The organism is Sulfitobacter sp. CB2047 (assembly GCF_000735125.2).
GTDB classification, from domain to species: Bacteria; Pseudomonadota; Alphaproteobacteria; order Rhodobacterales; family Rhodobacteraceae; genus Sulfitobacter; species Sulfitobacter pontiacus.
The window spans coordinates 1,651,772-1,674,615 of the sequence record NZ_CP072613.1; the positions used below are offsets into that span (position 1 = coordinate 1,651,772).

At 60.0% G+C, this 22,844-nt stretch carries 20 protein-coding genes; 11 read left to right on the forward strand and 9 right to left on the reverse strand.

What is annotated here, in order from left to right; translation table 11 throughout:
- Positions 1–5: 5 nt before the first annotated feature.
- Positions 6–1,037: a patatin-like phospholipase family protein gene (locus IV89_RS08135; RefSeq protein ID WP_037944381.1), complete on the forward strand. Its 1,032-nt coding sequence runs from the start codon at positions 6–8 to the stop codon at positions 1,035–1,037.
- Here IV89_RS08135 and IV89_RS08140 read toward each other — a convergent pair.
- The 4 genes from IV89_RS08140 to IV89_RS08155 all read right to left on the reverse strand — a co-directional run bounded on the left by IV89_RS08140 (position 1,030) and on the right by IV89_RS08155 (position 4,530).
- Positions 1,030–1,776 (reverse strand): DUF502 domain-containing protein, encoded by a 747-nt coding sequence (locus IV89_RS08140; RefSeq protein ID WP_037944380.1) that lies wholly within the window; start codon positions 1,774–1,776, stop codon positions 1,030–1,032. The two genes, IV89_RS08135 and IV89_RS08140, sit on opposite strands and share 8 nt — an antisense overlap.
- Positions 1,777–1,855: 79 nt before the next feature.
- Positions 1,856–2,776 (reverse strand): pseudouridine-5'-phosphate glycosidase, encoded by a 921-nt coding sequence (locus IV89_RS08145; protein WP_037944379.1) that lies wholly within the window; start codon positions 2,774–2,776, stop codon positions 1,856–1,858.
- Positions 2,773–3,657: a PfkB family carbohydrate kinase gene (locus tag IV89_RS08150; protein ID WP_037944378.1), complete on the reverse strand. Its 885-nt coding sequence runs from the start codon at positions 3,655–3,657 to the stop codon at positions 2,773–2,775. Before IV89_RS08150 ends, IV89_RS08145 begins: the two co-directional genes overlap by 4 nt.
- Positions 3,658–3,714: 57 nt before the next feature.
- Positions 3,715–4,530, reverse strand: coding sequence for a DUF4198 domain-containing protein (locus IV89_RS08155; protein WP_037944377.1), 816 nt, complete (start codon positions 4,528–4,530; stop codon positions 3,715–3,717).
- On the opposite strand from IV89_RS08155, the gene IV89_RS08160 reads away from it, so the two are divergent.
- Positions 4,529–5,854: a HupE/UreJ family protein gene (locus tag IV89_RS08160; RefSeq protein ID WP_037944376.1), complete on the forward strand. Its 1,326-nt coding sequence runs from the start codon at positions 4,529–4,531 to the stop codon at positions 5,852–5,854. The genes IV89_RS08155 and IV89_RS08160 overlap by 2 nt on opposite strands.
- Positions 5,855–5,870: 16 nt before the next feature.
- Here the strand turns inward: IV89_RS08160 and IV89_RS08165 are convergent, their stop codons facing one another.
- Positions 5,871–6,491, reverse strand: a complete 621-nt coding sequence (locus tag IV89_RS08165; protein ID WP_037944375.1) for a thiamine phosphate synthase — start codon at positions 6,489–6,491, stop codon at positions 5,871–5,873.
- Between the two features lie 156 nt (positions 6,492–6,647).
- Between IV89_RS08165 and IV89_RS08170 the strand changes: the two genes are divergently transcribed.
- The 4 genes from IV89_RS08170 (at position 6,648) to IV89_RS08185 (ending at position 10,566) form a co-directional block, all read left to right on the forward strand.
- Positions 6,648–7,400, forward strand: coding sequence for an RNA methyltransferase (locus IV89_RS08170; RefSeq protein ID WP_037944374.1), 753 nt, complete (start codon positions 6,648–6,650; stop codon positions 7,398–7,400).
- Between the two features lie 55 nt (positions 7,401–7,455).
- Positions 7,456–8,607, forward strand: a complete 1,152-nt coding sequence (ctaA, locus tag IV89_RS08175) for a heme A synthase (protein ID WP_037944373.1) — start codon at positions 7,456–7,458, stop codon at positions 8,605–8,607.
- Positions 8,607–10,082, forward strand: coding sequence for a carboxypeptidase M32 (locus tag IV89_RS08180; protein WP_037944372.1), 1,476 nt, complete (start codon positions 8,607–8,609; stop codon positions 10,080–10,082). The genes ctaA and IV89_RS08180 overlap by 1 nt, the downstream gene beginning before the upstream one ends.
- Positions 10,083–10,224: 142 nt before the next feature.
- Complete coding sequence (locus IV89_RS08185; RefSeq protein ID WP_037944371.1) at positions 10,225–10,566, forward strand: hypothetical protein; 342 nt, start codon at positions 10,225–10,227, stop codon at positions 10,564–10,566.
- 141 nt (positions 10,567–10,707) lie between these two features.
- On the opposite strand, the gene gyrA is transcribed toward IV89_RS08185, so the two are convergent.
- On the reverse strand, positions 10,708–13,464 hold the full coding sequence (gyrA, locus tag IV89_RS08190; RefSeq protein WP_037944370.1) for a DNA gyrase subunit A: 2,757 nt from the start codon (positions 13,462–13,464) through the stop codon (positions 10,708–10,710).
- A 239-nt stretch (positions 13,465–13,703) separates the two neighbouring features.
- On the opposite strand from gyrA, the gene IV89_RS08195 reads away from it, so the two are divergent.
- Positions 13,704–14,765, forward strand: a complete 1,062-nt coding sequence (locus IV89_RS08195) for a DUF2855 family protein (protein ID WP_037944369.1) — start codon at positions 13,704–13,706, stop codon at positions 14,763–14,765.
- Positions 14,766–14,783: 18 nt separating this feature from the next.
- Here IV89_RS08195 and IV89_RS08200 read toward each other — a convergent pair whose 3' ends face one another.
- On the reverse strand, positions 14,784–15,731 hold the full coding sequence (locus IV89_RS08200; RefSeq protein ID WP_037944368.1) for a radical SAM protein: 948 nt from the start codon (positions 15,729–15,731) through the stop codon (positions 14,784–14,786).
- A 177-nt stretch (positions 15,732–15,908) separates the two neighbouring features.
- On the opposite strand from IV89_RS08200, the gene zwf reads away from it, so the two are divergent.
- Genes zwf through pgi form a run of 3 tightly spaced genes read left to right on the forward strand, consistent with a single transcriptional unit; the run spans position 15,909 to position 19,632 of the window.
- Positions 15,909–17,378, forward strand: coding sequence for a glucose-6-phosphate dehydrogenase (gene zwf / locus IV89_RS08205; RefSeq protein ID WP_037944367.1), 1,470 nt, complete (start codon positions 15,909–15,911; stop codon positions 17,376–17,378).
- Positions 17,375–18,046, forward strand: a complete 672-nt coding sequence (gene pgl / locus IV89_RS08210; protein ID WP_037944366.1) for a 6-phosphogluconolactonase — start codon at positions 17,375–17,377, stop codon at positions 18,044–18,046. The genes zwf and pgl overlap by 4 nt, the downstream gene beginning before the upstream one ends.
- Complete coding sequence (gene pgi / locus IV89_RS08215) at positions 18,043–19,632, forward strand: glucose-6-phosphate isomerase (protein ID WP_037944365.1); 1,590 nt, start codon at positions 18,043–18,045, stop codon at positions 19,630–19,632. Before pgl ends, pgi begins: the two co-directional genes overlap by 4 nt.
- Positions 19,633–19,718: 86 nt before the next feature.
- Here the strand turns inward: pgi and IV89_RS08220 are convergent, their stop codons facing one another.
- Both IV89_RS08220 and IV89_RS08225 read right to left on the reverse strand, forming a co-directional pair.
- A complete protein-coding gene (locus tag IV89_RS08220; protein WP_037944364.1) occupies positions 19,719–20,171 on the reverse strand; it encodes a GNAT family N-acetyltransferase in 453 nt (150 codons plus the stop codon).
- 36 nt (positions 20,172–20,207) lie between these two features.
- The gene (locus IV89_RS08225) at positions 20,208–20,687 is read right to left on the reverse strand and encodes an acyl-CoA thioesterase (protein ID WP_037944363.1); all 480 of its coding nucleotides are present in this window, start codon (positions 20,685–20,687) and stop codon (positions 20,208–20,210) included.
- An 88-nt stretch (positions 20,688–20,775) separates the two neighbouring features.
- Here IV89_RS08225 and IV89_RS08230 point away from each other — a divergent pair, with 88 nt between their 5' ends.
- Positions 20,776–22,401: a long-chain fatty acid--CoA ligase gene (locus tag IV89_RS08230; RefSeq protein WP_037944362.1), complete on the forward strand. Its 1,626-nt coding sequence runs from the start codon at positions 20,776–20,778 to the stop codon at positions 22,399–22,401.
- Positions 22,402–22,844: the final 443 nt, after the last annotated feature.

Here is a 22,844-nt window from a genome sequence, read left to right on the forward strand (position 1 = left end):
TCTAGATGCAGAAAAAACAGATCAACCTTGCCCTACAGGGCGGCGGCGCGCATGGGGCCTATACCTGGGGCGTGCTTGACCGGCTGCTGGAAGAGCCAGAGCTTGAGATCAGCGGTATTTCCGGCACATCGGCTGGCGCACTGAACGGCGCTGCGTTGAAGGCGGGGCTGATCAAGGGCGGGCATCAGGCCGCGCGCGATAATCTGGATTGGCTGTGGGACAGGGTGGCCGGTGTCGGGAACCTGCATCTGAATGGCTGGATGGCCCCCTTTGGCGTCGGTGCGCTTAGTCAGGCGATGGCCTATAGCTGGCCGGTCATGCTCAGCACGGCGATGACGCAGATCGTGTCGCCCTATGTCTACGGCCCGCTCTATCGCAACCCGCTGCGCGATATCGTCGAGACGTTTGATTACGAACATATCTGCCAAGCGGCGGGACCGCGGCTGTTTGTCAGCGCGACCAAAGTGCGCGACGGCAAGATCCGCGTCTTCGAGAAAGAAGAGATCACGCCGGACGCGATCCTCGCCTCTGCCTGTCTGCCGACGCTGTTTCAGGCGATCGAGATGGAGGATCCGAAATCGGGCCGGCGCGAGGCGTTCTGGGACGGGGGCTATACCGGCAATCCGGCGCTTTTCCCGCTGTATTCCTCGGACTTGCCGGGGGATATCGTCATCATCAATATCAACCCGCTTGAACGGGACGAACTGCCCACCACGCCGCAGATGATCCACAACCGAGTGAATGAAATCAGCTTTAATTCCAGCCTGTTACGCGAACTTCGTGCGATCCACTTTGTGCAGAACCTGCTGGATCAGGGACGTGTCGAGGAAGGCCAGATGCAGCGGTTGCGGATTCACATGATCGCTGACGATGATCTGATGTCGCAGCTGTCCACTGCGACCAAAAGCGTGCCGAACGGGGCGGTGATCACCGCGCTTAAATCCGCGGGCCGCACCTCGGCCGAGCGGTTTCTGCAAACGGATATCGACAGTATAGGCAAACGCAGTTCAGTCGATCTGCGCAAGATGTTCAGCTAGGGGAAATGCGGTCGGGCCGCGGGGGCGCGGATGGGTCCACAGGCACCGGTTTCTTTGGCGGATAGACCAGACCAGCAGAGATCACCAGCTTGGCCGCGTCCTCGACCGACATGTCAAGCTCGGTCACATCCTTTTGCGGCACGAACAACAAAAAGCCCGAGGTCGGGTTGGGCGTGGTCGGCACAAAGACCCCCACGAGGTTCGATCCTTCACCCCCTGCTTCGGCGACCTCTCCCTTTGCGGGGATAGAGATAAAACCAAGCGCCCACATACCCTTACGCGGGTATTCTATCATGCAGGCGGTTTCAAAGCTGCGCTCTGACTGGGCGAAAATCGTCTCCGAAATCTGCTTGATGCCGGAATAGATGGTCCGCACCACAGGTGTACGCTCTACCAGACTTTCGGCGAAACGGATGAACGACCGGCCGATGATGCCCTTGGCCAGCCAACCTACGATGACCGTGAACAGCAAGAAGATGATCACACCGATGCCGCGCACGTTGATCTGGGCAGACGGGTCCAACCCGAAATACGTCTGGATCAGCCGGTCGGGGTGATAGGCCAGCGGCACCATCGGCAGCACGATCCCGTCGATCCAGCCGATCACGGTCCAGATCAGCCAGATCGTGAGGCCGACCGGCGCAATCACCACCAGCCCCGTCAGGAACGAAGCCCTGATCCGCGCGAACAAAGTCCGGCGCGGTGCGGGAGGAAGGGGCGGCGTAAACGGTGTGTTCATGAATGAAGGTTATCCCACTGCAGCAATGCGTTAGAGCTAGGGCGTTTCACGCGTTGCTACAATGGAGGACGCATAATAATTAAGCTTTATGGTCTTTTGACATAAGTGCAGCCGCAATTTTGGACGCAAAACGGGCGTTGTTGCGCACCAATGCGATGTTCGCGGTCAGCGACCGGCCTTCGGTCAGTTCGAAGATGCGCTGCAATAGATAGGGGGTCACGGCCTTACCGCTGATGCCGTGGGTATTGGCATCGGCTTGGGCGGCCTTGATGATGGGTGCCAGATCAGCGGCGGCGATTTCATCCTCTTTCGGGATCGGGTTGGCGACCAGCTGCCCCCCGGGCAGACCCATGTGGCCGCGCATTTTATGGGCGGCGGCGATATCAGTCGCGTTATCCATGCGCAGGGGCGATTTCAGCGGGGAGGTGCTGCTCCAGAACGCGGGGAAGCTGTCTTGGCCGACGGTGATCACCGGCACGCCTTGCGTTTCCAGCACCTCGAGCGTTTTGGCCACATCCAGAATGGCCTTGGCCCCCGCGGCGACAACGGTCACCGGCGTTTGGGCAAGCTCCATCAGGTCGGCAGAGATATCAAAGCTGTCTTCTGCGCCCTTATGCACGCCGCCGATACCGCCGGTGGCGAAAACCGCGATCTCGGCCAGATGGGCGGCGATCATCGTCGCGGCAACCGTTGTGGCGCCGGTGCCGCCCGTGGCGATGCAGGCCGCCATATCGGCGCGCGACAGTTTGGCGACATTCTTGGCCTGCGCCAATGCCGTAAGCTCGTCGTCTTCCAGCCCGATGTGCAACCGCCCGTCGATCACAGCGATGGTGGCGGGGATCGCACCGCCCTCACGCACATCTGCCTCGACCTGACGCGCGACCTCGAGGTTTTGCGGATAGGGCATCCCGTGGGTAATGATCGTGCTTTCCAGCGCAACAACGGGGGTGCCATTCGCATGGGCTTTGGCGACTTCGGCAGAGCGGTGCAGGGGAATCATATTTTGGTCTCTCCAGAAACATATTGGGCAGCGGCACTAAGCGCTTGGGTCAGGGCCGCGTCTGGTGCCGCCCCTTTGATTTCAGCCGCGATATGGGCAGCCATGAACGTGTCACCGGCACCGGTGACGCGGGTGACAGAGACGGGCGGCGGGTTCTGGGTGATCAGACCACTTGGCGCACCCACCGTCGCGGGATTGCCGCCATCGGTCACCACCGCGCGAACGGCACCGCGGGACAGCAGCGCCGTGGCCGCATCGCGCGAATTGTCGAATGTCGCCTGACACAGCAGACCCGCTTCTTCGAGGTTGACGTAAAGCGTGCCGCGTTCCGCCTGCAAAAACGGTGTGAGCCGTTGCGCCTTGCCCGGCGACGCAGGGGCGACGCGCAGATCGGCATGCTCAAGCAGCGGGCTACGCGCCATTTGCGACAGCAGGTCCAGCGTCAGATTGCCATCCAGCGCCACGGCCCCGCGGTAGGGAGTGGGCAGCGATCCGTCTTCGAACGGGCGCAAGATTTTATCGCCCGCAGCCTCAAGCGAATGGGCATCGGCAATGGCGGCGATCAGGCCGTTGGTGCCCTCGACCGCCATATAGCGGTCCGTGGGCAGATCATCCGAGCGGTACACATGATCCGTATGCAGCCCGCGCAGCTTGCACGCGGCGATCAGCTCGTCCCCTTCGGGGTCGCGGCCGACGGCGCTGATGAGGGCGGGAGACAGCCCAAAGCGGGCCAGCGCCATCGCGATATTCAGCGCAACGCCACCGGGCAGACGCGAGATGCGTCCGGGCATATCAGAGCCCTGCCGCATGACCGTATCGCCACGGCCGATAATGTCCCAAAGCACGGAACCGATGCAGAGAATGTCAGGTGTATGTGTCATGCCGCCGGTATGGCCCAACCGATATGGCGGGCGCAAGGCGCGGCGGCGCGAAAAGGCCTATTCCGGCAGGGCAAATGTCAGCGATGCCCAAAGGCTCTCCCATTGGGGGCTGGTGGGGGTGGTTTCCACGTCCGGGGCAGGGCGCAGCACCACGGCATCCACCAGATAGGTCATCCCCGCGGTAACCGGAAATTGGACGTGCCCCGCGTCATCCGTCCGGTATTTGGTCACGGTGACGTTCTTGTCAGCGTCGCGTTCATAGACTTCAACCTGCACATCGCGGCGCGGCTCTTGCTGGTAGGTCAACGCGACCTCCATCTGCTGATCGGCCGCAAGCGTGTAGGGGTTGGTGAGCGCGACAAGTTCGGTTTCAAGCCCCAAGGCTTTGTCTTCACCTTGTCCGTCGCCGACAGCGATCAGCGCCTTGGAATAGCGGCTATAGCGTTCGCGGACCTTGTCCTGGGGGTAGCCCTTGGAGCGGTGCTCGGCCAATGCCTGCATGAAATCCTTATGCACGGTAAATCCGACGAATGTTTGCCAGTCTTTATAGGTCAGCATTGTCGCCTTGGCCTGATGCGCGACGATTGCCAGCCCGTCCTGATCCGGCGCGGTCATCTTCAGCGCCGGGATATCGCCCATGCGCGCTGTGACCGGTGTGGTTTCCCCGTCAAAAGTCACGTCAAACCGTTCGGTGCTGTTCGGGAAATAGGCGAGGCGTGTGCCCTCAAACAACTCACCGTTGCGGATGTCGGTTGTTATTTCGGTGCCGGTCTGTACTTGATACGCGGGCGCGTCCAACCAGAATTCATGCGCAGTGACAGCCGAAGCTGGTAATAAGAATGATAGTACGAGTACGAAACGGGACAGAAACATGACAACAACCTTTTATAAACTGATACTCAAGCTGGCCTATGCGCTGGTTTTGTCAAGTGGGATGGCAGGGCTCGCGCAGGCGCATGAAGTCGTGCCGACCATCGCCGATGTGCAAAGCAGCGACGGTCAGGTCACGCTTGATCTGCGCGTGAACCTAGAGGCGCTGATGTCCGGCATTGATCTGGACGCGGTAGCCGATACGAATGATGCCGAAAATGCCAGCGATTACGACAGCTTGCGTGCCTTGCCCGCAGATGAGGTCGCGGCCCGTGCGCCGGAATTGCTGGCCCAGTGGAACGCGCTACCGCTGCTGCGCGCCGATGGGGAGCCTGTGGCGCTGGAGGCAGTCGCGCTGACGCTTCCCGAAGACGTGAACCCAGAGCTGCCCCGTATCGCCGAATGGTCGCTGCGAGGAACGGTGCCGCAAGACACGCGCGGGCTGGTGGTGTCATGGCCCGATGGGTCGGGCGCGCTGGTTCTGCGCCAACAAGGGGTCGAAAACCCCTATACCGGTTATCTGGACGGTGGCGCGGTAAGCCCCGAAATTTTGCTTGCGGGCGGCGGACAGCAATCCGCGTGGGAGGCCTTTACCAGCTATATTCCCGTCGGGTTCGATCACATCCTGCCCAAGGGGCTGGATCATATCCTGTTCGTGCTGGGGCTGTTTTTCCTGTCGACGCATCTGCGCCCGCTGATCTGGCAGGTTACGGCGTTTACCGCAGCGCATACGGTGACATTGGCGCTTGGCGCGCTTGGCTGGGTGACTGTCCCCGGCAGCATTGTCGAGCCGTTGATCGCTGCCTCTATCGTCTATGTCGCGGTCGAGAATATCTTTCTTGCAGGGCTCAGCCCGTGGAGACCGCTGGTGATCTTTGGCTTCGGTCTGTTGCACGGGCTTGGTTTTGCCTCGGTGCTGGGGGAATTCGGCTTGCCGCAAGACCAGTTCATCCCTGCGCTCATCGGGTTCAACATCGGGGTAGAGATCGGGCAGCTCACCGTGATTGCCGTCATGTTCCTCTGTGTCTGGCAGGCGCTGCGGGTGATGCGCGGGCAGGGTGACCCGCGTGCGGCCAAGGGGCTTTATGTGGCGCTGACGGTGATTGCGCTGGCGCTGTGCATCGTGCCGATGCCCGCCGTGGCCGCGCTGCTGGAGGCACCGGTGCCGGTGTTCCTGATCCCGCTGGCGCTGGTCTTTACCGGGTGTTTCCTGTCGGTGCAGTTCCGTCAGGTCGCGGCACCCTACCGTCGCTTTGTCGCCATACCGGCGTCGGTCGCAATTGCGGTCATCGGGGCCTATTGGTTCGTAGAGCGGGTGTTCTTGTAACACCCGCCCTGCGCGGTTACTTCATCGCGGCAATCAGATCGGCGAGCGCATGTTCGGGTGTTTCGCTGGTCCAGATTTCATCCCCGATGCCGAAAAAGTCGGTAACGGGGGTGAGCGCGCGGATCAGATCGGTGTTGAGCCCCCCTTCGGCGACGACCGGCACTTCGATCACTTCGGACCACCACTGGAACAGGTCTTGTTCGGCGTGGGTGCCATCGTCAAGCAGGGACGCGTTCACCGGACCAAAGCTGATGTAATCCGCACCCGCTTCGCCTGCGGCCATGCCGTCGTGACGCGAGCCGTTGCAAAAGCTGCCGACAATGGCGTCATCGCCCAAGGTCTTGCGCGCATGACGCACGGAGCGTGCCGCATCCGACAGATGCACGCCATCAAGCCCCAACCGTTCCGCCAGCAAGGTGTGATCCGCAATCACCAGCGCTATGTCACGCGCGTCGGTGACGCCCCGCAGCGCATCCGCCGCGCGCATCACGCGATCTTCGTCGCGGGTGCTGAGCGCCAGACGCACGCAGGCCACATCATGCGCATCCAGCACACGCGCCAGCTGGTCGGGAAAGCTGGAGAGTTCAAGCTCGGGCGGGGTAATCAGGTAAAGCTGCGGCTGTTCGGGCGTATCCATGGCTTGCTGTCCTTTGCGTTATTGCGCGTCAATTAGCGGATCACGCGGGGAAAGAAAAACTTTTATGCCTTCGGCGAGGATTTTTTCCCATTTGGAAGGCGCGCGGAGCGCCCCGTCGTTCTTGCGAGGTGCGCGCCGCGCGCGTATGAGGTGCCCATGAATGATACAGTAGAACACCCGCAGATCCCGGCCTTTGTGCTTGTGCGCCCGCAGATGGGCGAAAACATCGGTGCCGCCGCTCGGGCCATGTGGAACTTTGGTCTTGATCGCATGCGCATTGTCGCGCCGCGTGACGGCTGGCCGAACCCTTCGGCCGTTGCTATGGCATCTGGTGCGGGGCGGTTGCTGGATGAGGCGGTGATCTATGATGATGTCGCCGGTGCTGTGGGCGATGCTGCCTTTGTTTTTGCCACCACGGCGCGCGATCGAGATCTGACCAAGCCAGTTTATAGTCCTGAAGCGGCTATGGCCAAAGCCGCGCAGATGATCCGCGAGGGCCGCCGTGTCTCGGTGCTGTTCGGGCCGGAACGGGCTGGGCTTGAGAATGACGATATCAGCCGCGCGAATGCGATTGTCTCGGTGCCGGTAAACCCTGCCTTTGCCTCGCTTAACCTTGCGCAATGTGTGTTGTTGATGGGCTATGAGTGGATGCGCGCGCAGGGCGACGTCGTGGCCGAACAAGTCGAGATGGCGGGCACCGACTGGGCCGACAACAGCGAGATCGAACATCTCGCACGGCATTTCGAGGACCGTCTGGACACCGCCGGCTTTTTCTACCCCGAGCACAAGGCCGCCAGCATGAAGATCAATCTGCGCAACATGTGGTCGCGCCTGCCGCTGACCCGTGCCGATGTGCAGACCTTGCACGGCACCCTGCGACAGATGGTACGTTGGAAAGAGCGCGGCTAGACCTTTGTGCGCTTGTGTCCTACTTCTGCACAAACCCTAGCAGACGAGAGGCACCATGGCCGAAAAACGAAAGCTGTTCGAGGACGTAGGCGAGGCGCAGGCCACGCGCCCCGTGGCACAGGCTGGCGGCATTGACCGCGGGCGGGGTGGGGCACGCCGTGGCATCCGTATCTGGCTGTTCATCCTATTCGCATTGGTCTTTGTGATGATCGCCGTGGGCGGTCTGACCCGATTGACCGACAGTGGCCTGAGCATCACCGAATGGAAGCCTTTTACCGGAGCCATGCCGCCGATGAACGAGGCGGACTGGCAGTCGGAATTCGCCAAATACCAAGAGATTGACGAGTTTCAGGTCCAGAACTCCTGGATGGAACTGTCTGATTTCAAAGCAATCTACTGGTGGGAATGGGGCCATCGGCAGTTGGGTCGGGTGATTGGTCTGGTCTGGGCTGTCGGGTTCTTGTGGTTTCTCTTGCGTCGCCAGATCCCCGTTGGCTGGTCCGGGCGTTTGCTGGTGTTGGGCGGTCTTGGCGGTCTGCAGGGTGCGATCGGCTGGTGGATGGTGTCGTCGGGCGTCACCACCGGAGAGGCGGTTCTGGATGTTGCCAGCTACCGTTTGGCCACGCATCTGGGGCTTGCCTTTGTCATCCTCGGGTTCATCACCTGGTATGCGTTGCTCTTGGGCCGGAGCGAGCGTGACCTGATGCAGGCGCGACGCGCCAAGGAGGCAAAGCTTTTCGGCATGTCCACGGGCCTGTTGCACTTTGCCTTCCTGCAGATCCTATTGGGCGCGCTGGTCGCGGGGATCGATGCGGGGCGGTTCTTTGTCGATTGGCCGCTGATGCAGGGGCAGTTCTTTCCGCCTGACGCCTTCAGCATCACGCCGGTCTGGCGTAACTTCTTTGAAAACCCCGGGCTGGTGCAGTTCATGCACCGCATGGCGGGCTATCTGCTGTTTGCCTTTGCTATCGTGGTCTGGCTGCGGGGCCGTAAGTCGGCGCATCCCAATACGCGCAAAGCGTTTAACCTGATGATGATCGCGATGCTGGGGCAGATTGCCTTGGGCATTGTGACCGTGATCAACGCCGCACCGGTACATATCGCGATCTTCCATCAGGTGCTTGCCGTGGTGCTGTGGGTGCTGATCCTGCGCGCCCGCTTCCTGAGCGCTTATCCCATTCCGACATCTGTACGAGGTAAATCCTGATGAGTGCTTTTGATGAGCTGATGGCGTTCCAGCGCGAAACCGAGGCGCTGGCACAGGTCGCAGGCCGGTTGGGTTGGGATCAGGAGACCGTCATGCCACGCGGGGCCGCCCCGCAGCGTGGTGAGGAGATGGCGGCAATGGAAGGCGTGCTTCATGCGCGCCGTGTTGATCCGCGCATTCCCGAATGGCTGGACAGGATCGACGAATCGGCGCTGAACCCCGTCGGACAAGCGCAGCTGCGTGACATCCGTCGCAGTCACGCGCGCAGCTCTAAAGTGCCCGCCGCCCTTGCCGCGCGCATCGCTCGGGTCACCTCGGAGGCGCAGGGCATCTGGGCCGAGGCGCGCGCCGCCGATGATGTCGCGGCCTTTGCCCCGACCCTGGCCGAGGTGATCGCGTTGAAGCGCGAAGAAGGGCAGGCGCTGGCTGCTGGCGGCGATGTCTATGACGCGATGCTGGATGATTATGAACCCGGTGCGCGTGCTGCCGAGCTGGAGGCGATGTTCGGCGCATTGCGCCCCGAGCTGACGCGCCTGCGTGAAGCTGTGCGCGCCGCCGAAGCACCGCCGGTGCTAGAGGGCCGTTTTGACGCGGAGACCCAGATGAAGCTGACACGCCAGCTCGCCACCACCTTCGGCTATGATATGTCCATGGGGCGTGTCGACAAGGCCGTGCATCCGTTCTCAAGCGGGTCCGGGCTTGATGTGCGGATCACCACACGCACCAACGAGCTGGACCCGTTCAACTGTTTCTATTCCACCATCCACGAGGTCGGGCATGCCTGCTATGAGCAGGGCATCGACAGGGACTACCTTTTGACGCCGCTTGGGGCGGGGGTGTCTATGGGGGTGCACGAAAGTCAAAGCCGGATCTATGAAAACCAGCTTGGGCGCAGCCGTGCCTTTACCGGCTGGTTGTACGGTCAGATGCGCGACGCCTTCGGTGATTTTGGCGTAGCGGATGAAGAAACCTTCTACCGCATCGTGAACCGTGTCTCTGACGGCTATATCCGGACCGAGGCCGACGAGCTGCAATACAATTTGCACGTGCTTTTGCGGTTTGATCTGGAGCGCGCTTTGATGGCCGGTGATCTGCAGGTCGATGATCTGGAAGCCGCGTGGAACGACAGGTTCGAGGCTGATTTCGGCTATGCGGTTGACCGGCCCTCGAATGGCGTGCTGCAAGATGTACATTGGTCGGTCGGGTTGTTCGGCTATTTCCCGACATATTCCTTGGGCAATGTCTATGCCGGGTGCCTGAATACGGCGCTGCGCCGCGATGTACCGGAACTGGATGCGCAATTGGCGCAGGGCGATACCTCTGAGGCGACGGGCTGGCTGCGCGAGAATGTCCAACGCCACGGCGGGCTTTACGCCCCGCGGGATTTGATCACGCGCGCCACCGGGGAGCAGCCGAGCGAGGCCCCCTTGCTTTCCTATTTGACGGAGAAATTCAGCACTCTATATGCATTATAGTCTGGCCGAGCCCGAAAACGGTCGATTGAATTGCATTTACTTGATCTGATGACCCTAGCGTCAATATCAAGTTTGCTATTGCGCCTGAAATATGCGATATGAGGATCAAGATTTTTGACCTTCGCAAACTGGAGAAATTATTATGACACGCTTCACAGCATTTGCCGCCGCGCTTTTGATGACTGCCGGCGCAGCTTCCGCCCAAGTTACAACCCAAGCCGCTGTTGGTGGTGATTCCGGCGTTGCCGGCTACCCAACCACAGTTGTTGGCGAAAACGGCGTTACCTACGCTTGCCAAGCACCTACCGAAATCGATGGCATCATTGCACGTCGTTGCATCGATCCAAGCGCCGCTGGTGGCGTTGGCTTTGAGGGCCTGAGCCCCGCCGCAGCCGGTGGTATCGCAGCGGTTATCGTTGCAGTTGCAGTTATCGCAAGCAACGATGACGACGCAAACGGCACAAACGGTTCCAACGGTACGTAAGCAATACAGATCTGACGATCTGAGAGTTTCGAAAACGCCCCCTCGGGGGCGTTTTTTTATGGGTTTGCAATCCGTAGCGCGCAAAGGAAAAAAGCCGCCCACTCAGGAAGAGGGGCGGCTTTGAGCATTCTGGTGGGCGACTTACGCTTCAGGCGTTGCGATCTCGTCGTCGCCGGTTTCATCACCTTGGTCTGCAATCCAGGCAACGCTTACCACAACTTCGCCGCGGCCGGTGTCAAAGACTTTGACGCCACCGGCACTGCGCGACCGGAAGGAAATACCCTCTACCGGGACGCGAATCGATTGCCCTTTAGAGGTCGCGAGCATGATCTGATCATCCATCTCGACAGGGAAGGAGGCGACGATATCGCCACCGCGCATCGCTTTGTCCATCGCGGTCACGCCCAGGCCACCACGCCCGCGCACGGGATAGTCGTGGCTGGAGGACAGTTTGCCCGCGCCTTTTTCGGTGATTGTCAGCAGCAGGTTCTCGGCCGCGGACATTTCGGCGTAGCGCTCTTGGGAGAAATTCGGATCGGCGGGGGCTTCGTCTTCGTCGCCTTCCGCATCATCGGCCAGACCGGCCATCGCGCGGCGCATCTTGAGGTAGGCCGTCCGCTCTTCCGAGCTGGCGTCGAAGTGACGGATGATCGACATGGAGACGACCTTGTCATCGCCGTTCAGCTTGATCCCACGCACCCCGACAGAGGCGCGGCTGTTAAAGACGCGCACATCCGTCGCAGGGAAGCGGATCGCGCGGCCCGAATTGGTCACCAGCATGACATCATCATCATTCGACGCGATGCGTGCGTTGATCAGCGTGGTGTCGGCGTGGTCGTCCTCGAACTTCATGGCGATCTTGCCGTTGCGCATGACGTTGGTGAAATCCGACAGCTTGTTCCGGCGCACGGTACCGGCAGATGTCGCAAAGACCACCTGCAGATCGTCCCATTCTTTTTCGTCGCGGTCCACGGGCATAATCGCCGCAATGGAAACGCCGGTCGGGATGGGCAGGATATTAACGATCGCCTTGCCCTTTGACGTGCGCCCGCCTTGAGGCAAGCGCCAGGTCTTGAGCTTGTAGACCATGCCGTCGGTCGTAAAGAACAGCAGTTGCGTGTGGGTATTGGCAACGAAGAGGGTGGTGACGACGTCCTCTTCCTTCGTTTGCATGCCCGAAACACCTTTGCCGCCGCGGCGTTGACTGCGGAAATCGACCAGCGGGGTGCGCTTGATATAGCCGCCGGAGGTTACGGTCACGACCATATCCTCGCGCGCGATCAGATCTTCATCGTCCATGTCGCCGGACCAGTCGACGATCTCTGTGCGGCGCGGCACGGCAAACTGGTCTTTCACTTCGGCCAGCTCGTCCGAGATGATGCCCATGATCCGTTCGCGGCTGCCCAGAATTTCAAGGTATTCCTTGATCTTCTTGGCCAGTTCTTCCAGCTCGTCGGTGACCTCTTTCACCCCGATCTGCGTCAGACGCTGCAAACGCAGTTCCAGAATGGCGCGGGCCTGTGCTTCGGACAGGTTATAGGTGCCGTCGTCATTGGCGGTATGTGTCGGATCGTCGATCAATGCGATATATTGCAGGATCTGTTCCGCGGGCCAACGGCGGGTCATCAGCTTTTCACGCGCTTCCGCGGCATCGGCGGAGGACCGGATCGTCGCGACGACCTCGTCGATATTGGTAACAGCCACGGCCAGACCACACAGGATGTGGCTGCGTTCACGCGCCTTGCGCAGCAGATAGGCGGTGCGGCGGGCGACGACATCTTCGCGGAAATCGATGAAGGATGTCAGGAACTTGCGCAGCGTCAGCTGTTCGGGCCGGCCGCCGTTGAGCGCCAGCATGTTACAGCCGAAATAGGTCTGCATCGGGGTGAAACGGTAAAGCTGGTTCATCACCACTTCGGCCGTCGCGTCGCGCTTCAGCTCGATCACAACCCGCACGCCGTTGCGGTCAGATTCATCCTGAACATGGGCGATGCCGTCGATCTTCTTCTCGCGCACCTGCTCGGCAATCTTTTCGATCATGGTGGATTTGTTCACCTGATAGCAAATCTCGTCGATGACGATGGCGAAACGGTCTTTACGAATCTCTTCGACACGGGTCTTGGCCCGCATGATCACACTGCCGCGCCCCTCAAGATAGGCTTTGCGCGCGCCCGATCGGCCCAGCATGATCCCGCCGGTGGGGAAGTCGGGGCCGGGGATATATTCGATCAGCTCTTCCGAGGTCAGATCGGGGTTCTCGATCAGGGCCTGACAGGCGTCGATCACTTCACCCAAGTTATGCGGCGGGATGTTCGTCGCCATACCAACGGCGATACCGCCCGCGCCATTGACCAGCATGTTCGGGAAACGTGCAGGCAAAACAGTAGGTTCGCGTTCTTTGCCATCGTAGTTGTCGATGAAATCAACGGTTTCCTTGTCCAGATCGCCGGTCATGAAGGACGCGACCTTATCAAGGCGGGATTCCGTATAACGCATCGCCGCAGCGCTATCGCCGTCCATCGATCCAAAGTTACCCTGCCCGTCAATCAGCGGCAGCGACATAGAGAAGTCCTGCGCCATGCGGACCAGAGCGTCATAGATCGCGCTGTCCCCATGCGGGTGATAGGAACCCATCACGTCGCCCACGGACTTTGCCGACTTGCGGTAGGCTTTTTCGTGGGTGATGCCTTTTTCATACATCGAATAGATGATGCGGCGGTGAACCGGTTTCAGCCCGTCTCGCAGGTCGGGAATGGCGCGCGAAACGATGACCGACATGGCGTAATCCAAATAGGATGTCCGCATCTCGTGTTCGATATTGACCGACGGGCCATCATACACGGGGCGCGTAGCCGGGATTTCGTCATCGTTTTCAGGGGTTTCTGGCGTGTCGTTCACGTAATCTGCCTAGCTCTTGCTGGTTCTATATCTTGCGGTTTTGTATAGCAGACGGGGCATATCGGGTGCAATGCCTGCGGCCTTGGCAGGCGGGGATTCACTTGCTCATCAAGCTAAGTTGTTGAAATGTAATGATACTAAATCCGGCGTGATTTTTGTGGCGTAACGTCAATGTCAATTGGTGGTTCAAGCCCGCGCGTTTGGGGTAGGCTAAAGCAAAACGAGGGGGAGGCATCTACGTGCAACAGATATTGGTCAATCAAAACGCAATCACCGAAACCCGCATGCTCGAGGCGGAGGGAGAGCCGCTGGCACCGGGGCAGGCGCGTCTTGCGATCGAAAACTTCGCGGTGACATCGAACAATGTGACCTATGCGGCGGCGGGTTTCGATATCGGCTATTGGCAGTTTTTCCCGACGTCCGAAAACGGATGGGGCATCGTGCCCGTGTGGGGGACTGCAAAAGTCGTCGAAAGCCGCACAGATGTGCTTGAGGTCGGCACGCGGCTTTATGGCTTTTATCCAATGGCATCCGAGCTGGTGATCACGCCTGAACAAGGCGCGGCGGGTCTGGTGGATGCGGCGGCACATCGCGCGAACCTGCCCTTGATCTATAATCAGTACACGCCCGTCAAAACCGCCCCCGCATCAGAGGATCACCTGCGCGCCTTGCTGCAACCGCTGCTGGCGACGTCGTATCTGATCTACGACTGGCTGCTGGATAATGACTTCTTCGGTGCCAAGCAGATTATTGTGGGCAGCGCATCGTCCAAGACCGGATTGGGCCTGTGCAGCTACCTTGCCGAAGCAGAGGCGCGCGGGGTCAAGATCGTGGGCCTCACGTCTGCTGGCAATCGCGCGTTTGTTGAAGGTTTGGGGCATTGCGATACGGTGCTGACCTACGACCAGATCGACGCGCTGGCCCATGTCCCATCCGTCTATGTCGATATGTCCGGCAATAGTACGGTCAAAGCCAAACTGCACAGCACGTTGAAAAATCAGCTGAAACATTCCTCGGCTGTCGGGCTGAGCCATTGGGATCAGTTCACCCCGACAGCCCCGTTGGATGGTCCCAAGCCGCAATTCTTCTTTGCGCCCTCACAGGTCGCCAAGCGGCGCGAGGAATGGGGCCCCGGCAAGATCGAGGCGCAGATCACCGCCGCGTGGAAACGCATCGCGGCCAGCGCATCCGATTGGATGGAGGTGCAGGTACATGACGGCGTGGCCGATGCGGAAGAGGTCTATGCCACCCTCGCACGCGGGGAGGCCGACCCCAAGGTCGGCGCGATCATCCGCCCCTAATGCTGTGCGGGCGCGGGGTCAGGCCGAACAGCTTGCCCCGCCCAAGACGCAGAATTTGGCGCAATGAGGGTGGTTCAGGGCAACGTCTTTTTCCGCCTCTTCCAGCGAATGGCCCAACTCGAACTCTTCGGTGTAGGGCAGCAGGGTGCAGGCCAGCACGGCAGGGGTCGCCGCACCTTTGCGCTTTACCACCATCCGCGAGCTTGAACACATCACCGCGTCGGGGGATTTATCCAGAATTCCCCAGCAGGCGGTGGTGATTTCGGGCACTTCGACGGTTTCATCCATCTCAGGAAATAGCACTGTCATCCCAGGGTCTTGCGGGTCGATGTCAAAGTTATGTTCCGCGTAAAATGCTCCGTATCCGGCGCGGCTGTCTTCGTCCGTCGCGCCAAAGACCGACCGCCCTGCAACGGCCATGCGGATGTTATTGTCGCGCAGCCATTTCATGCCGGTCACTGTCTTTTCCAGCGCGCCCGCGCCGCGCTCTGCGTCATGCAGATCGGTGCGGTAGTGATCCACGGAAATGCGCAATGTCAGCTTGCCGGGATAGGCTTCGTTCAGGCGCACCAGCCCCGCTTGCACCGATTTACGCATCATCGGGCGCATGGCGTTGGTCAGGATCAGCACGTCATATCCGGCGGCCAGCGAGGCTTCGGTGATCTCGATCATCTGCGGGTTCATGAACGGCTCGCCGCCGGTAAAGGCAATCTCTGTCACCGGCCAGTTGCGCTGTGTAATTTGCCCCAGATAATCGCGCACCTCGTCGGCGGTGATATAGACCAGCGCATCATTCGTCGGGCTGGACGCGATATAGCAGTTCACACATTCAATGTTGCATAAGGTGCCGGTGTTGAACCACAGCGTCTGCGGGTTTGTCAGGCTGACAGTCGCGCGGGGTTCGCCCTTGGCCGTCAGGGCAGGATCCTGAAATTTACCGATATTTGCGTCGACAACGTCTTTCATAGGAAACCGGACCTCACCTGTATAAATTACTTTTCTTTGTTTATGCGAATGGTATGCGCAATAAAACCCCGTGTCATTTGGTGCACAGACTTGTGAAAAACGGAAATCTCAGTATGTTTGCGCTAACATCACATCTCGGCACCCAAACGTCGTAGCCTCGCGACAAGGAGCATCCACATGGTATCACGCGTCATTCCGGTCGATCCTTTTGATCTGGTGATTTTCGGCGGCACAGGCGATCTGGCGCGCCGCAAGATCCTGCCGGGCTTGTTCCGGCGCTTTTGTGCGGGGCAGATGCCCGAAAACCCCCGTGTCATTGGTGCCGCGCGCACAGAAATGGACCGCGCGGGCTACCAGCAGATGATCCGCGAGGCGATTGCCGAATTCAACGGCGACTTCGAGCACGAGAAGGCGCAGCTGGACGGGTTCATCGACCGGCTGGAATATGTCGCGATTGACGCCAAAGGCGAGGACGGCTGGGCCGAGCTGCAAAAGCTCATGGCCGGGACCGAACGGGTAGAGGCCTATTATTTCTCCGTCTCGCCTGCGTTGTTCGGTGATCTGGCGGAACGTCTGCAACAATGGGGCATGGCGGACGCGCAAAGCCGGATCGTCGTCGAAAAGCCCTTTGGCCGCGACCTGAAAACCGCGCAGGCGCTTAACGCCACGCTCGCCAAGTATTTCGACGAAAGCCAGATCTACCGGATCGATCACTATCTGGGTAAAGAGACGGTGCAAAACCTGATGGCTGTGCGGTTTGGCAACATGCTGTTCGAGCCGCTGTGGAACAGCCAATATGTCGATCACATCCAGATCACCGTGGCCGAAACCGTCGGCGTCGGGGGCAGGGGCGAATATTACGACAAATCGGGTGCCATGCGCGATATGGTGCAAAACCACCTGATGCAGCTTTTGTGCCTGATCGCGATGGAGCCGCCCGCGCGGTTTGACCCCGACGCGGTACGCGATGAAAAGCTCAAGGTGATCCGCGCGCTGGACCCTGTGCTGCCGCATCACATCGCCCGCGGTCAATATCAGGCGGAACCGTGCAACGAGGCCGAACAACCCGGTTACCGTACCGCTGTGGGGGATCCACGCTCGCGCACCGAAAGCTTCGTCGCGCTGAAAACCCACATCAGTAACTGGCGGTGGGCTGGCACGCCTTTTTATCTGCGCACCGGCAAACGCATGGCGGCGCGGTCCTCCGAGATCACGGTCGTGTTCAAGGAAACGCCCCATTCGATTTTTGCAGAAGACGCAGGCCGCCACCGCAATGTTCTGTCGATCCGGTTGCAGCCGAACGAAGGCATCACCCTTGGCGTAACGATCAAGGAACCGGGCCCGGGCGGCATGCGTTTGGTGGACGTGCCCTTGGATATGACATTCGCCGACGCTTTGGGGCCTGAAGGCTCCGAACAGGTAGACGCCTATGAACGTCTGATCATGGACGTGATCCGTGGCAACCAGACCCTGTTCATGCGCGGCGACGAGGTAGAGGCCGCTTGGGCCTGGACCGACCCGATCATCCAGGGCTGGGAAGCGCGCAATGACGTGCCCAAACCCTACGACAGCGGGTCCGACGGCCCGACAGATGCCAACGAACTGATGCGCCGTGACCAGCGCCAATGGCGGGAGTATTCTGCATGAGGTTGATCGAATATGCCGACCGCGAAGTCCTTGCGATGGACCTCGCCAATCTGATCGCGGGGGAGCTGAAGAACGCCCTGTTGTCCCATGACACGGTCAGCTTTGCCGTGCCGGGCGGAACAACCCCGGGGCCGATCTTTGACAGCCTGAGCGCGGCCAATCTTGATTGGTCGCGGGTGCAGGTCATGCTGGGTGACGAACGCTGGGTCGCCCCCGACCACGAGATGTCGAACGCGCGGCTCTTGCGCAATCGCCTGCTGGTGGGTCGCGCGGCCGAGGCAGCGTTCACCCCTTTCTACATCGACGGGCTGACCTCGGCCGAGGCCGCAGAAACACTGTCCCCCCAGATCGAATCCCGATTGCCGCTGTCGGTGCTGTTGCTGGGCATGGGCGCGGATATGCACACGGCCTCGCTCTTTCCCGGTTCAAACGGGCTGGAGGCGGCGATGGCCGCGGACGCGCCGGCGCTCTGTCCGATCGATGTCGACGGGCAGGACATCGGGCGCATCACCCTGTCGGGCAGGGTGCTGGAAGGCGCCATGTCAAAACATCTTGTGATCTTTGGCGATGAAAAACGTGCAGCGGTGGAACGGGCGCAAAGCCTGCCGGCCCTCCAGGCCCCCATCGGCGCAGTATTGAACGAGGCAACAGTACATTGGGCACCATGACGCAATTTGATGATTTGATCCGTATGCAGGCGGCGGTGCAAGACCGCTCTATCCTGTCGTTGTTCGACACAGCCGATCGCGCCCAGACGTTCAGCGCGCAGACCGGCGACATGTTGTTCGACTTCTCCAAAACCAATCTTGACCGCGATACGATGGATGCGCTGCTGGCGCTGATCGATGCCGCCGATGTGCCCGCGCGCCGCGATGCGATGTTCGCAGGCGAAAAGATAAACGAGACCGAAGACCGCGCGGTACTGCACACCGCGCTGCGCAACCTTGATGGCGGGGCGGTGATGGTGGATGGGGCGGATGTGATGCCCGGCGTCCATGATACGCTCGACCGGATGCGCCGTTTCGCGGATCAGATCCGCAGCAGCGATATCACGGATGTGGTGAATATCGGGATCGGCGGGTCCGATCTTGGGCCCGCGATGGCGGTGCAGGCGCTCTCGCCCTATCATGACGGGCCGCGCTGCCACTGCGTGTCGAATGTCGACGGGGCGCATATCTCGGACACGCTCCGCGGGCTTGATGCGAAAACCACGCTGGTAATCGTCGCTTCCAAAACCTTCACCACGATCGAGACGATGACCAACGCCCGTACCGCACGTGCGTGGATGACAGAGAATGGCGGCGATCCGGCTAAGCAGTTTGCAGCCCTGAGCACAGCGCAGGACAAGACCAGCGATTTCGGCATCGACGCAGATCAGGTCTTTGGCTTCGAAGACTGGGTCGGCGGGCGCTATTCCGTCTGGGGGCCCATTGGCCTGTCGCTGATGATCGCCATTGGCCCACGCGCCTTTGATGCGTTCTTGCGCGGGGGGCAGGCGATGGACCGTCACTTCTGCGCGGCCGCCCCTCACGAGAACATGCCCATGTTGCTGGCCCTGGTCGGCATCTGGCACAATCAGATCTGTGGCTATGCCACCCGCGCCGTGCTGCCCTATGACCAGCGGTTGGGGCAACTGCCTGATTACCTCCAGCAGCTTGAGATGGAATCCAACGGCAAGTCGACCCTGATGGATGGCACCACCGCGCCCTATCACACGGGCCCCGTTGTCTGGGGGGCTGCGGGCACCAACGGGCAGCACGCGTTCTACCAGTTGATCCACCAAGGCACCCGCGTCATTCCTTGCGAATTCCTGATTGCGGCCAATGGGCACGAGCCGGACCTGACGCACCACCACAAGCTGCTGATCGCCAATTGTCTTGCGCAATCCGAAGCTTTGATGCGCGGTCGATCCTTGCAAGAAGCGTCAGAGCTGATGGCGGCAAAAGGTCTGACCGGTGCCGAGCTGGACCGTCAGGCGCGCCACCGCGTCTTCCCCGGCAACCGCCCGTCGACCACGCTCAGCTACCCTCTGCTCGACCCGTTCACTTTGGGCCAAATCATCGCGCTGTATGAACATCGCGTCTTTGTGGAAGGCGTCATTCTGGGCATCAATTCCTACGACCAATGGGGTGTGGAACTGGGCAAGGAGCTCGCCACCTCTTTGCAACCCATCGTCGAGGGCGCGGCACCTGCGACCGATAAAGACGGCTCAACCGCCGCTCTTGTCGCCTTTATTGCAAAACACGCCGATTAGGATCACGGCTTCATTTTGCCAAATAAACTCCGGGGAGTGTGAGGGGCAGCGCCCCTCATCCCCAACCTCGCGCACAACGCTGCAGCCTACCCCTTCAGCGCGATGTCATAGGTCACCCAGCCTGTGCGGGTCGCCAGCTTGTCGTAGGCCCCACGCCCGCGATAGTTATCCTCTGCCGTGATCCAGCGCAGCGTGCCCCAGCCGTTGTTTTTCGCCACCGTCTCAACCGCTTTGATCAGCGCCTGTGCGGCTCCGGTGCCGCGGGCCTGCGGGCTGACGAACAGATCATCCAGAAAACAATTCGTCGCCGCGCGCAGCTGGCTGACAAAGGGGCGGTAATGGGTGAACCCGACAAGCGTGTCGCTGGCATCCTGCGCCACGATGCAATTGCTGCCGTGATCGGGGTCCATCAGCCAGCCAAAGACGGTTTCACGCATCTGCGGCGTCTGATCGACTTTGTAGAAGGCGGCGTAGCCGGCAAAAAGCGCTTCCCAGGCGCTGCGATCCGCGGCGTCCATCGGGCGGGTGGTGACTGTCATATCTTATGTTCCTTTCGGTGAATGCGCGCGCGGCGGTTACCCCTCGGGGCGGGCGTTTTCAGTCTGCTCAAAATACTGTTTCAAACGGTCGGGCAGGGGATACCGACCGGAGCCGTCTCGTTCCAGCAGTACCAAAATACACTCGAACGTCGCCCGCAGTTCGCGGCCTACCCAAACCTCTTGCGCCAAAGCGTAAGAGGTGTTGCGAAAGCTGGTGCAGCGGCAGGTCACGATGTAATTCTCGCGCTCCAGCATCTCTTGCAGATAGCGGATCGACCCTGACCGGATCACCACGCGCGGGCCGGGGCTATCGATCAGCCCGCGTTCCACCAATGACTGCGTATAGCGGATGCGCAGCCGTTCGAACCATTCGAAATAGACGGTGTTATTGACGTGGTTGTTGGTGTCCAGATCAGAGAAGCGGACCTGATCTGCCATGGCCATCGGTTGCGGTGTTGGCATACCGGCGGCGCGTTGCTGATCGGGGGAAAGGGGCGTGTGATAAATAACTGTCATGAACCCTGCGTAAGCAGCAATGAGGGCGCTTGCAAGACTGGGGTGATTTGTCCATTTTGCACCCAACGAGTAATTGGGAGGATGCGCCATGCTTGGCCAAATGATGAATAAACCGCTGCTGATTTCGAGCTTGATCGAACACGCACAACGCTTTCACGGCGAGACAGAGATTGTCTCTGTCAAGACCACCGGCGGGTTGGAGCAGACCTCTTGGGGGCAAGTCGCGCGCAATGCCCGTGCGCTGGCTTCTGCGCTGACAAATCTGGGGCTGGACCCGCAGGCGCGCTGCGGCACCATCGCTTGGAACAACCGCCGTCACCTCGAAATCTACTTTGGTGCATCGGGCGGCGGTTTCGTCTGCCACACCATCAACCCGCGCCTCTTCCCCGAACAGCTTGTCTATATCCTGAACCACGCCGAAGATAAGGTGCTGTTCATCGACAAGACGTTTGTGCCGCTGATCGCAGGCATTCAGGACAAGCTTGAACACCTAGAGCATGTCGTTCTGATGGAAGGCACCGATGAAGAAGCCGCCGCGCAACTGCCCGGGATCAAGTTCTATGACGACCTGATCGCCAGCGGCGACCCCGAGTTCATCTGGCCGGATCTGGACGAGAACACCGCCTCCAGCCTGTGCTACACCTCGGGCACCACGGGTAACCCCAAGGGCGTTCTTTATTCGCACCGTTCGACCGTGTTGCACAGCTTTGGGATCAACCTGGCCGACAGCATTGCGATCACGGCCAAGGATGTGGTGCTGCCCGTCGTGCCGATGTTCCACGTCAACGCCTGGGGCGCGCCCTATGCCTGCGCTATGGTTGGCGCGGCGATGGTAATGCCCGGTCCCGGTCTAGATGGCCCGTCGCTGGTGAAACTGATCGACACCAACCATGTGTCGCTGGCGCTTGGCGTTCCAACCATCTGGCTAGGGCTGCTGAACGAGGCGGATAAGATCGGCAGCAAGCTGGAAAGCCTGCAGCGTACGGTCGTTGGCGGCTCTGCCTGCCCGCCGTCGATGATGACCGCCTTCCGCGAGAAATACGGCGTTGAGACGATCCACGCCTGGGGCATGACAGAGATGTCGCCCGTCGGCAGCATCAACCAACTGCTGGCCAAACACACCAAGCTTCCTGCCGACGCGCAAAACAAGCTGCGCGAAAACCAGGGTCGTCCGGTCTTTGGTGTGGATCTTGAAATCCTTGATGACGACGGCAATCCCGTGGCGCATGACGGCGTGACACAGGGCGATCTGGTCACCAAGGGTTACTGGATTCTTGACAGCTATTTCCGCAAGACCCGCAGCGAGACGCTGAACAAGGACGGTTGGTTCGACACGGGCGATGTGGCGACAATGGACCCCGACGGCTATGTCACGATCCGCGATCGGTCAAAAGATATCATCAAGTCGGGCGGCGAATGGATCAGCTCGGTCGAGCTTGAAAACATCGCGATCGGTCACCCGCAAATCGCGGATGCGGCCGTCATCGGTGCCCGTCACGAGAAATGGGACGAACGTCCGATCCTGATTGCGGTGAAAGCCGAAGGCCAGGACCCGAGCGAGGCAGAGATTCTGTCGATCTTCGAAGATAAGATCGCCAAATGGCAGATCCCTGATCGCGTCGTCTTTACCGACGCATTGCCGCGCAACGCGACCGGCAAGGTGTTGAAACGCGATCTGCGCGAAAGCTTCGGCGAAGTGCTGATCAACGGCTGATGAATGCTTCACCGGGGCAGGCTGCTGCCCCGGTGACTGAGCTTTCTTCTGTCCCACAGTATAGAATATATGCGGGGCAGGAGCGTTATATGTGGTCTTCAGAAGGGCGCATTATGAAGCGGAGGCAGTAACCTTAAACGTAGGTCTGTCGCCGACAGTGGCACCTCGTACAGACTTTTTGCGGCATGGTTGTACTGTCACGCCAGCGATGAATACCAAATTTGCACGGCACGCGCGAAAGCGCCCGGACGAGCTTCGAAAACATGTGTCACCTGAAATGTCTGCCAAAAAACTTGGCGAAGTGTAAAAATCGATACTCGTACTGAAATCACTCGCTATCGAAATATTAACGCAATTTAAAAGTGCAATGTCTAGCGATAAATGCTCTTTAGCGTTAACAGCTTACGTCTGGTAACACGTTGGGGTTGTACTTTGTCTTGCGA

What these genes read in the sequence shown, in the direction of transcription:
- pgl (WP_037944366.1), top strand. Translation starts at nt 17,375, where the DNA reads ATGAGGTTGATCGAATATGCCGACCGCGAAGTCCTTGCGATGGACCTC.
- IV89_RS08185 (WP_037944371.1), top strand. Translation starts at nt 10,225, where the DNA reads ATGACACGCTTCACAGCATTTGCCGCCGCGCTTTTGATGACTGCCGGC.
- IV89_RS08230 (WP_037944362.1), top strand. Translation starts at nt 20,776, where the DNA reads ATGCTTGGCCAAATGATGAATAAACCGCTGCTGATTTCGAGCTTGATC.
- IV89_RS08165 (WP_037944375.1), bottom strand. Translation starts at nt 6,491, where the DNA reads ATGGATACGCCCGAACAGCCGCAGCTTTACCTGATTACCCCGCCCGAG.
- IV89_RS08200 (WP_037944368.1), bottom strand. Translation starts at nt 15,731, where the DNA reads ATGAAAGACGTTGTCGACGCAAATATCGGTAAATTTCAGGATCCTGCC.
- zwf (WP_037944367.1), top strand. Translation starts at nt 15,909, where the DNA reads ATGGTATCACGCGTCATTCCGGTCGATCCTTTTGATCTGGTGATTTTC.
- pgi (WP_037944365.1), top strand. Translation starts at nt 18,043, where the DNA reads ATGACGCAATTTGATGATTTGATCCGTATGCAGGCGGCGGTGCAAGAC.
- IV89_RS08145 (WP_037944379.1), bottom strand. Translation starts at nt 2,776, where the DNA reads ATGATTCCCCTGCACCGCTCTGCCGAAGTCGCCAAAGCCCATGCGAAT.
- IV89_RS08160 (WP_037944376.1), top strand. Translation starts at nt 4,529, where the DNA reads ATGACAACAACCTTTTATAAACTGATACTCAAGCTGGCCTATGCGCTG.
- IV89_RS08155 (WP_037944377.1), bottom strand. Translation starts at nt 4,530, where the DNA reads ATGTTTCTGTCCCGTTTCGTACTCGTACTATCATTCTTATTACCAGCT.
- IV89_RS08140 (WP_037944380.1), bottom strand. Translation starts at nt 1,776, where the DNA reads ATGAACACACCGTTTACGCCGCCCCTTCCTCCCGCACCGCGCCGGACT.
- IV89_RS08170 (WP_037944374.1), top strand. Translation starts at nt 6,648, where the DNA reads ATGAATGATACAGTAGAACACCCGCAGATCCCGGCCTTTGTGCTTGTG.
- ctaA (WP_037944373.1), top strand. Translation starts at nt 7,456, where the DNA reads ATGGCCGAAAAACGAAAGCTGTTCGAGGACGTAGGCGAGGCGCAGGCC.
- IV89_RS08180 (WP_037944372.1), top strand. Translation starts at nt 8,607, where the DNA reads ATGAGTGCTTTTGATGAGCTGATGGCGTTCCAGCGCGAAACCGAGGCG.
- IV89_RS08220 (WP_037944364.1), bottom strand. Translation starts at nt 20,171, where the DNA reads ATGACAGTCACCACCCGCCCGATGGACGCCGCGGATCGCAGCGCCTGG.
- IV89_RS08135 (WP_037944381.1), top strand. Translation starts at nt 6, where the DNA reads ATGCAGAAAAAACAGATCAACCTTGCCCTACAGGGCGGCGGCGCGCAT.
- IV89_RS08225 (WP_037944363.1), bottom strand. Translation starts at nt 20,687, where the DNA reads ATGACAGTTATTTATCACACGCCCCTTTCCCCCGATCAGCAACGCGCC.
- IV89_RS08150 (WP_037944378.1), bottom strand. Translation starts at nt 3,657, where the DNA reads ATGACACATACACCTGACATTCTCTGCATCGGTTCCGTGCTTTGGGAC.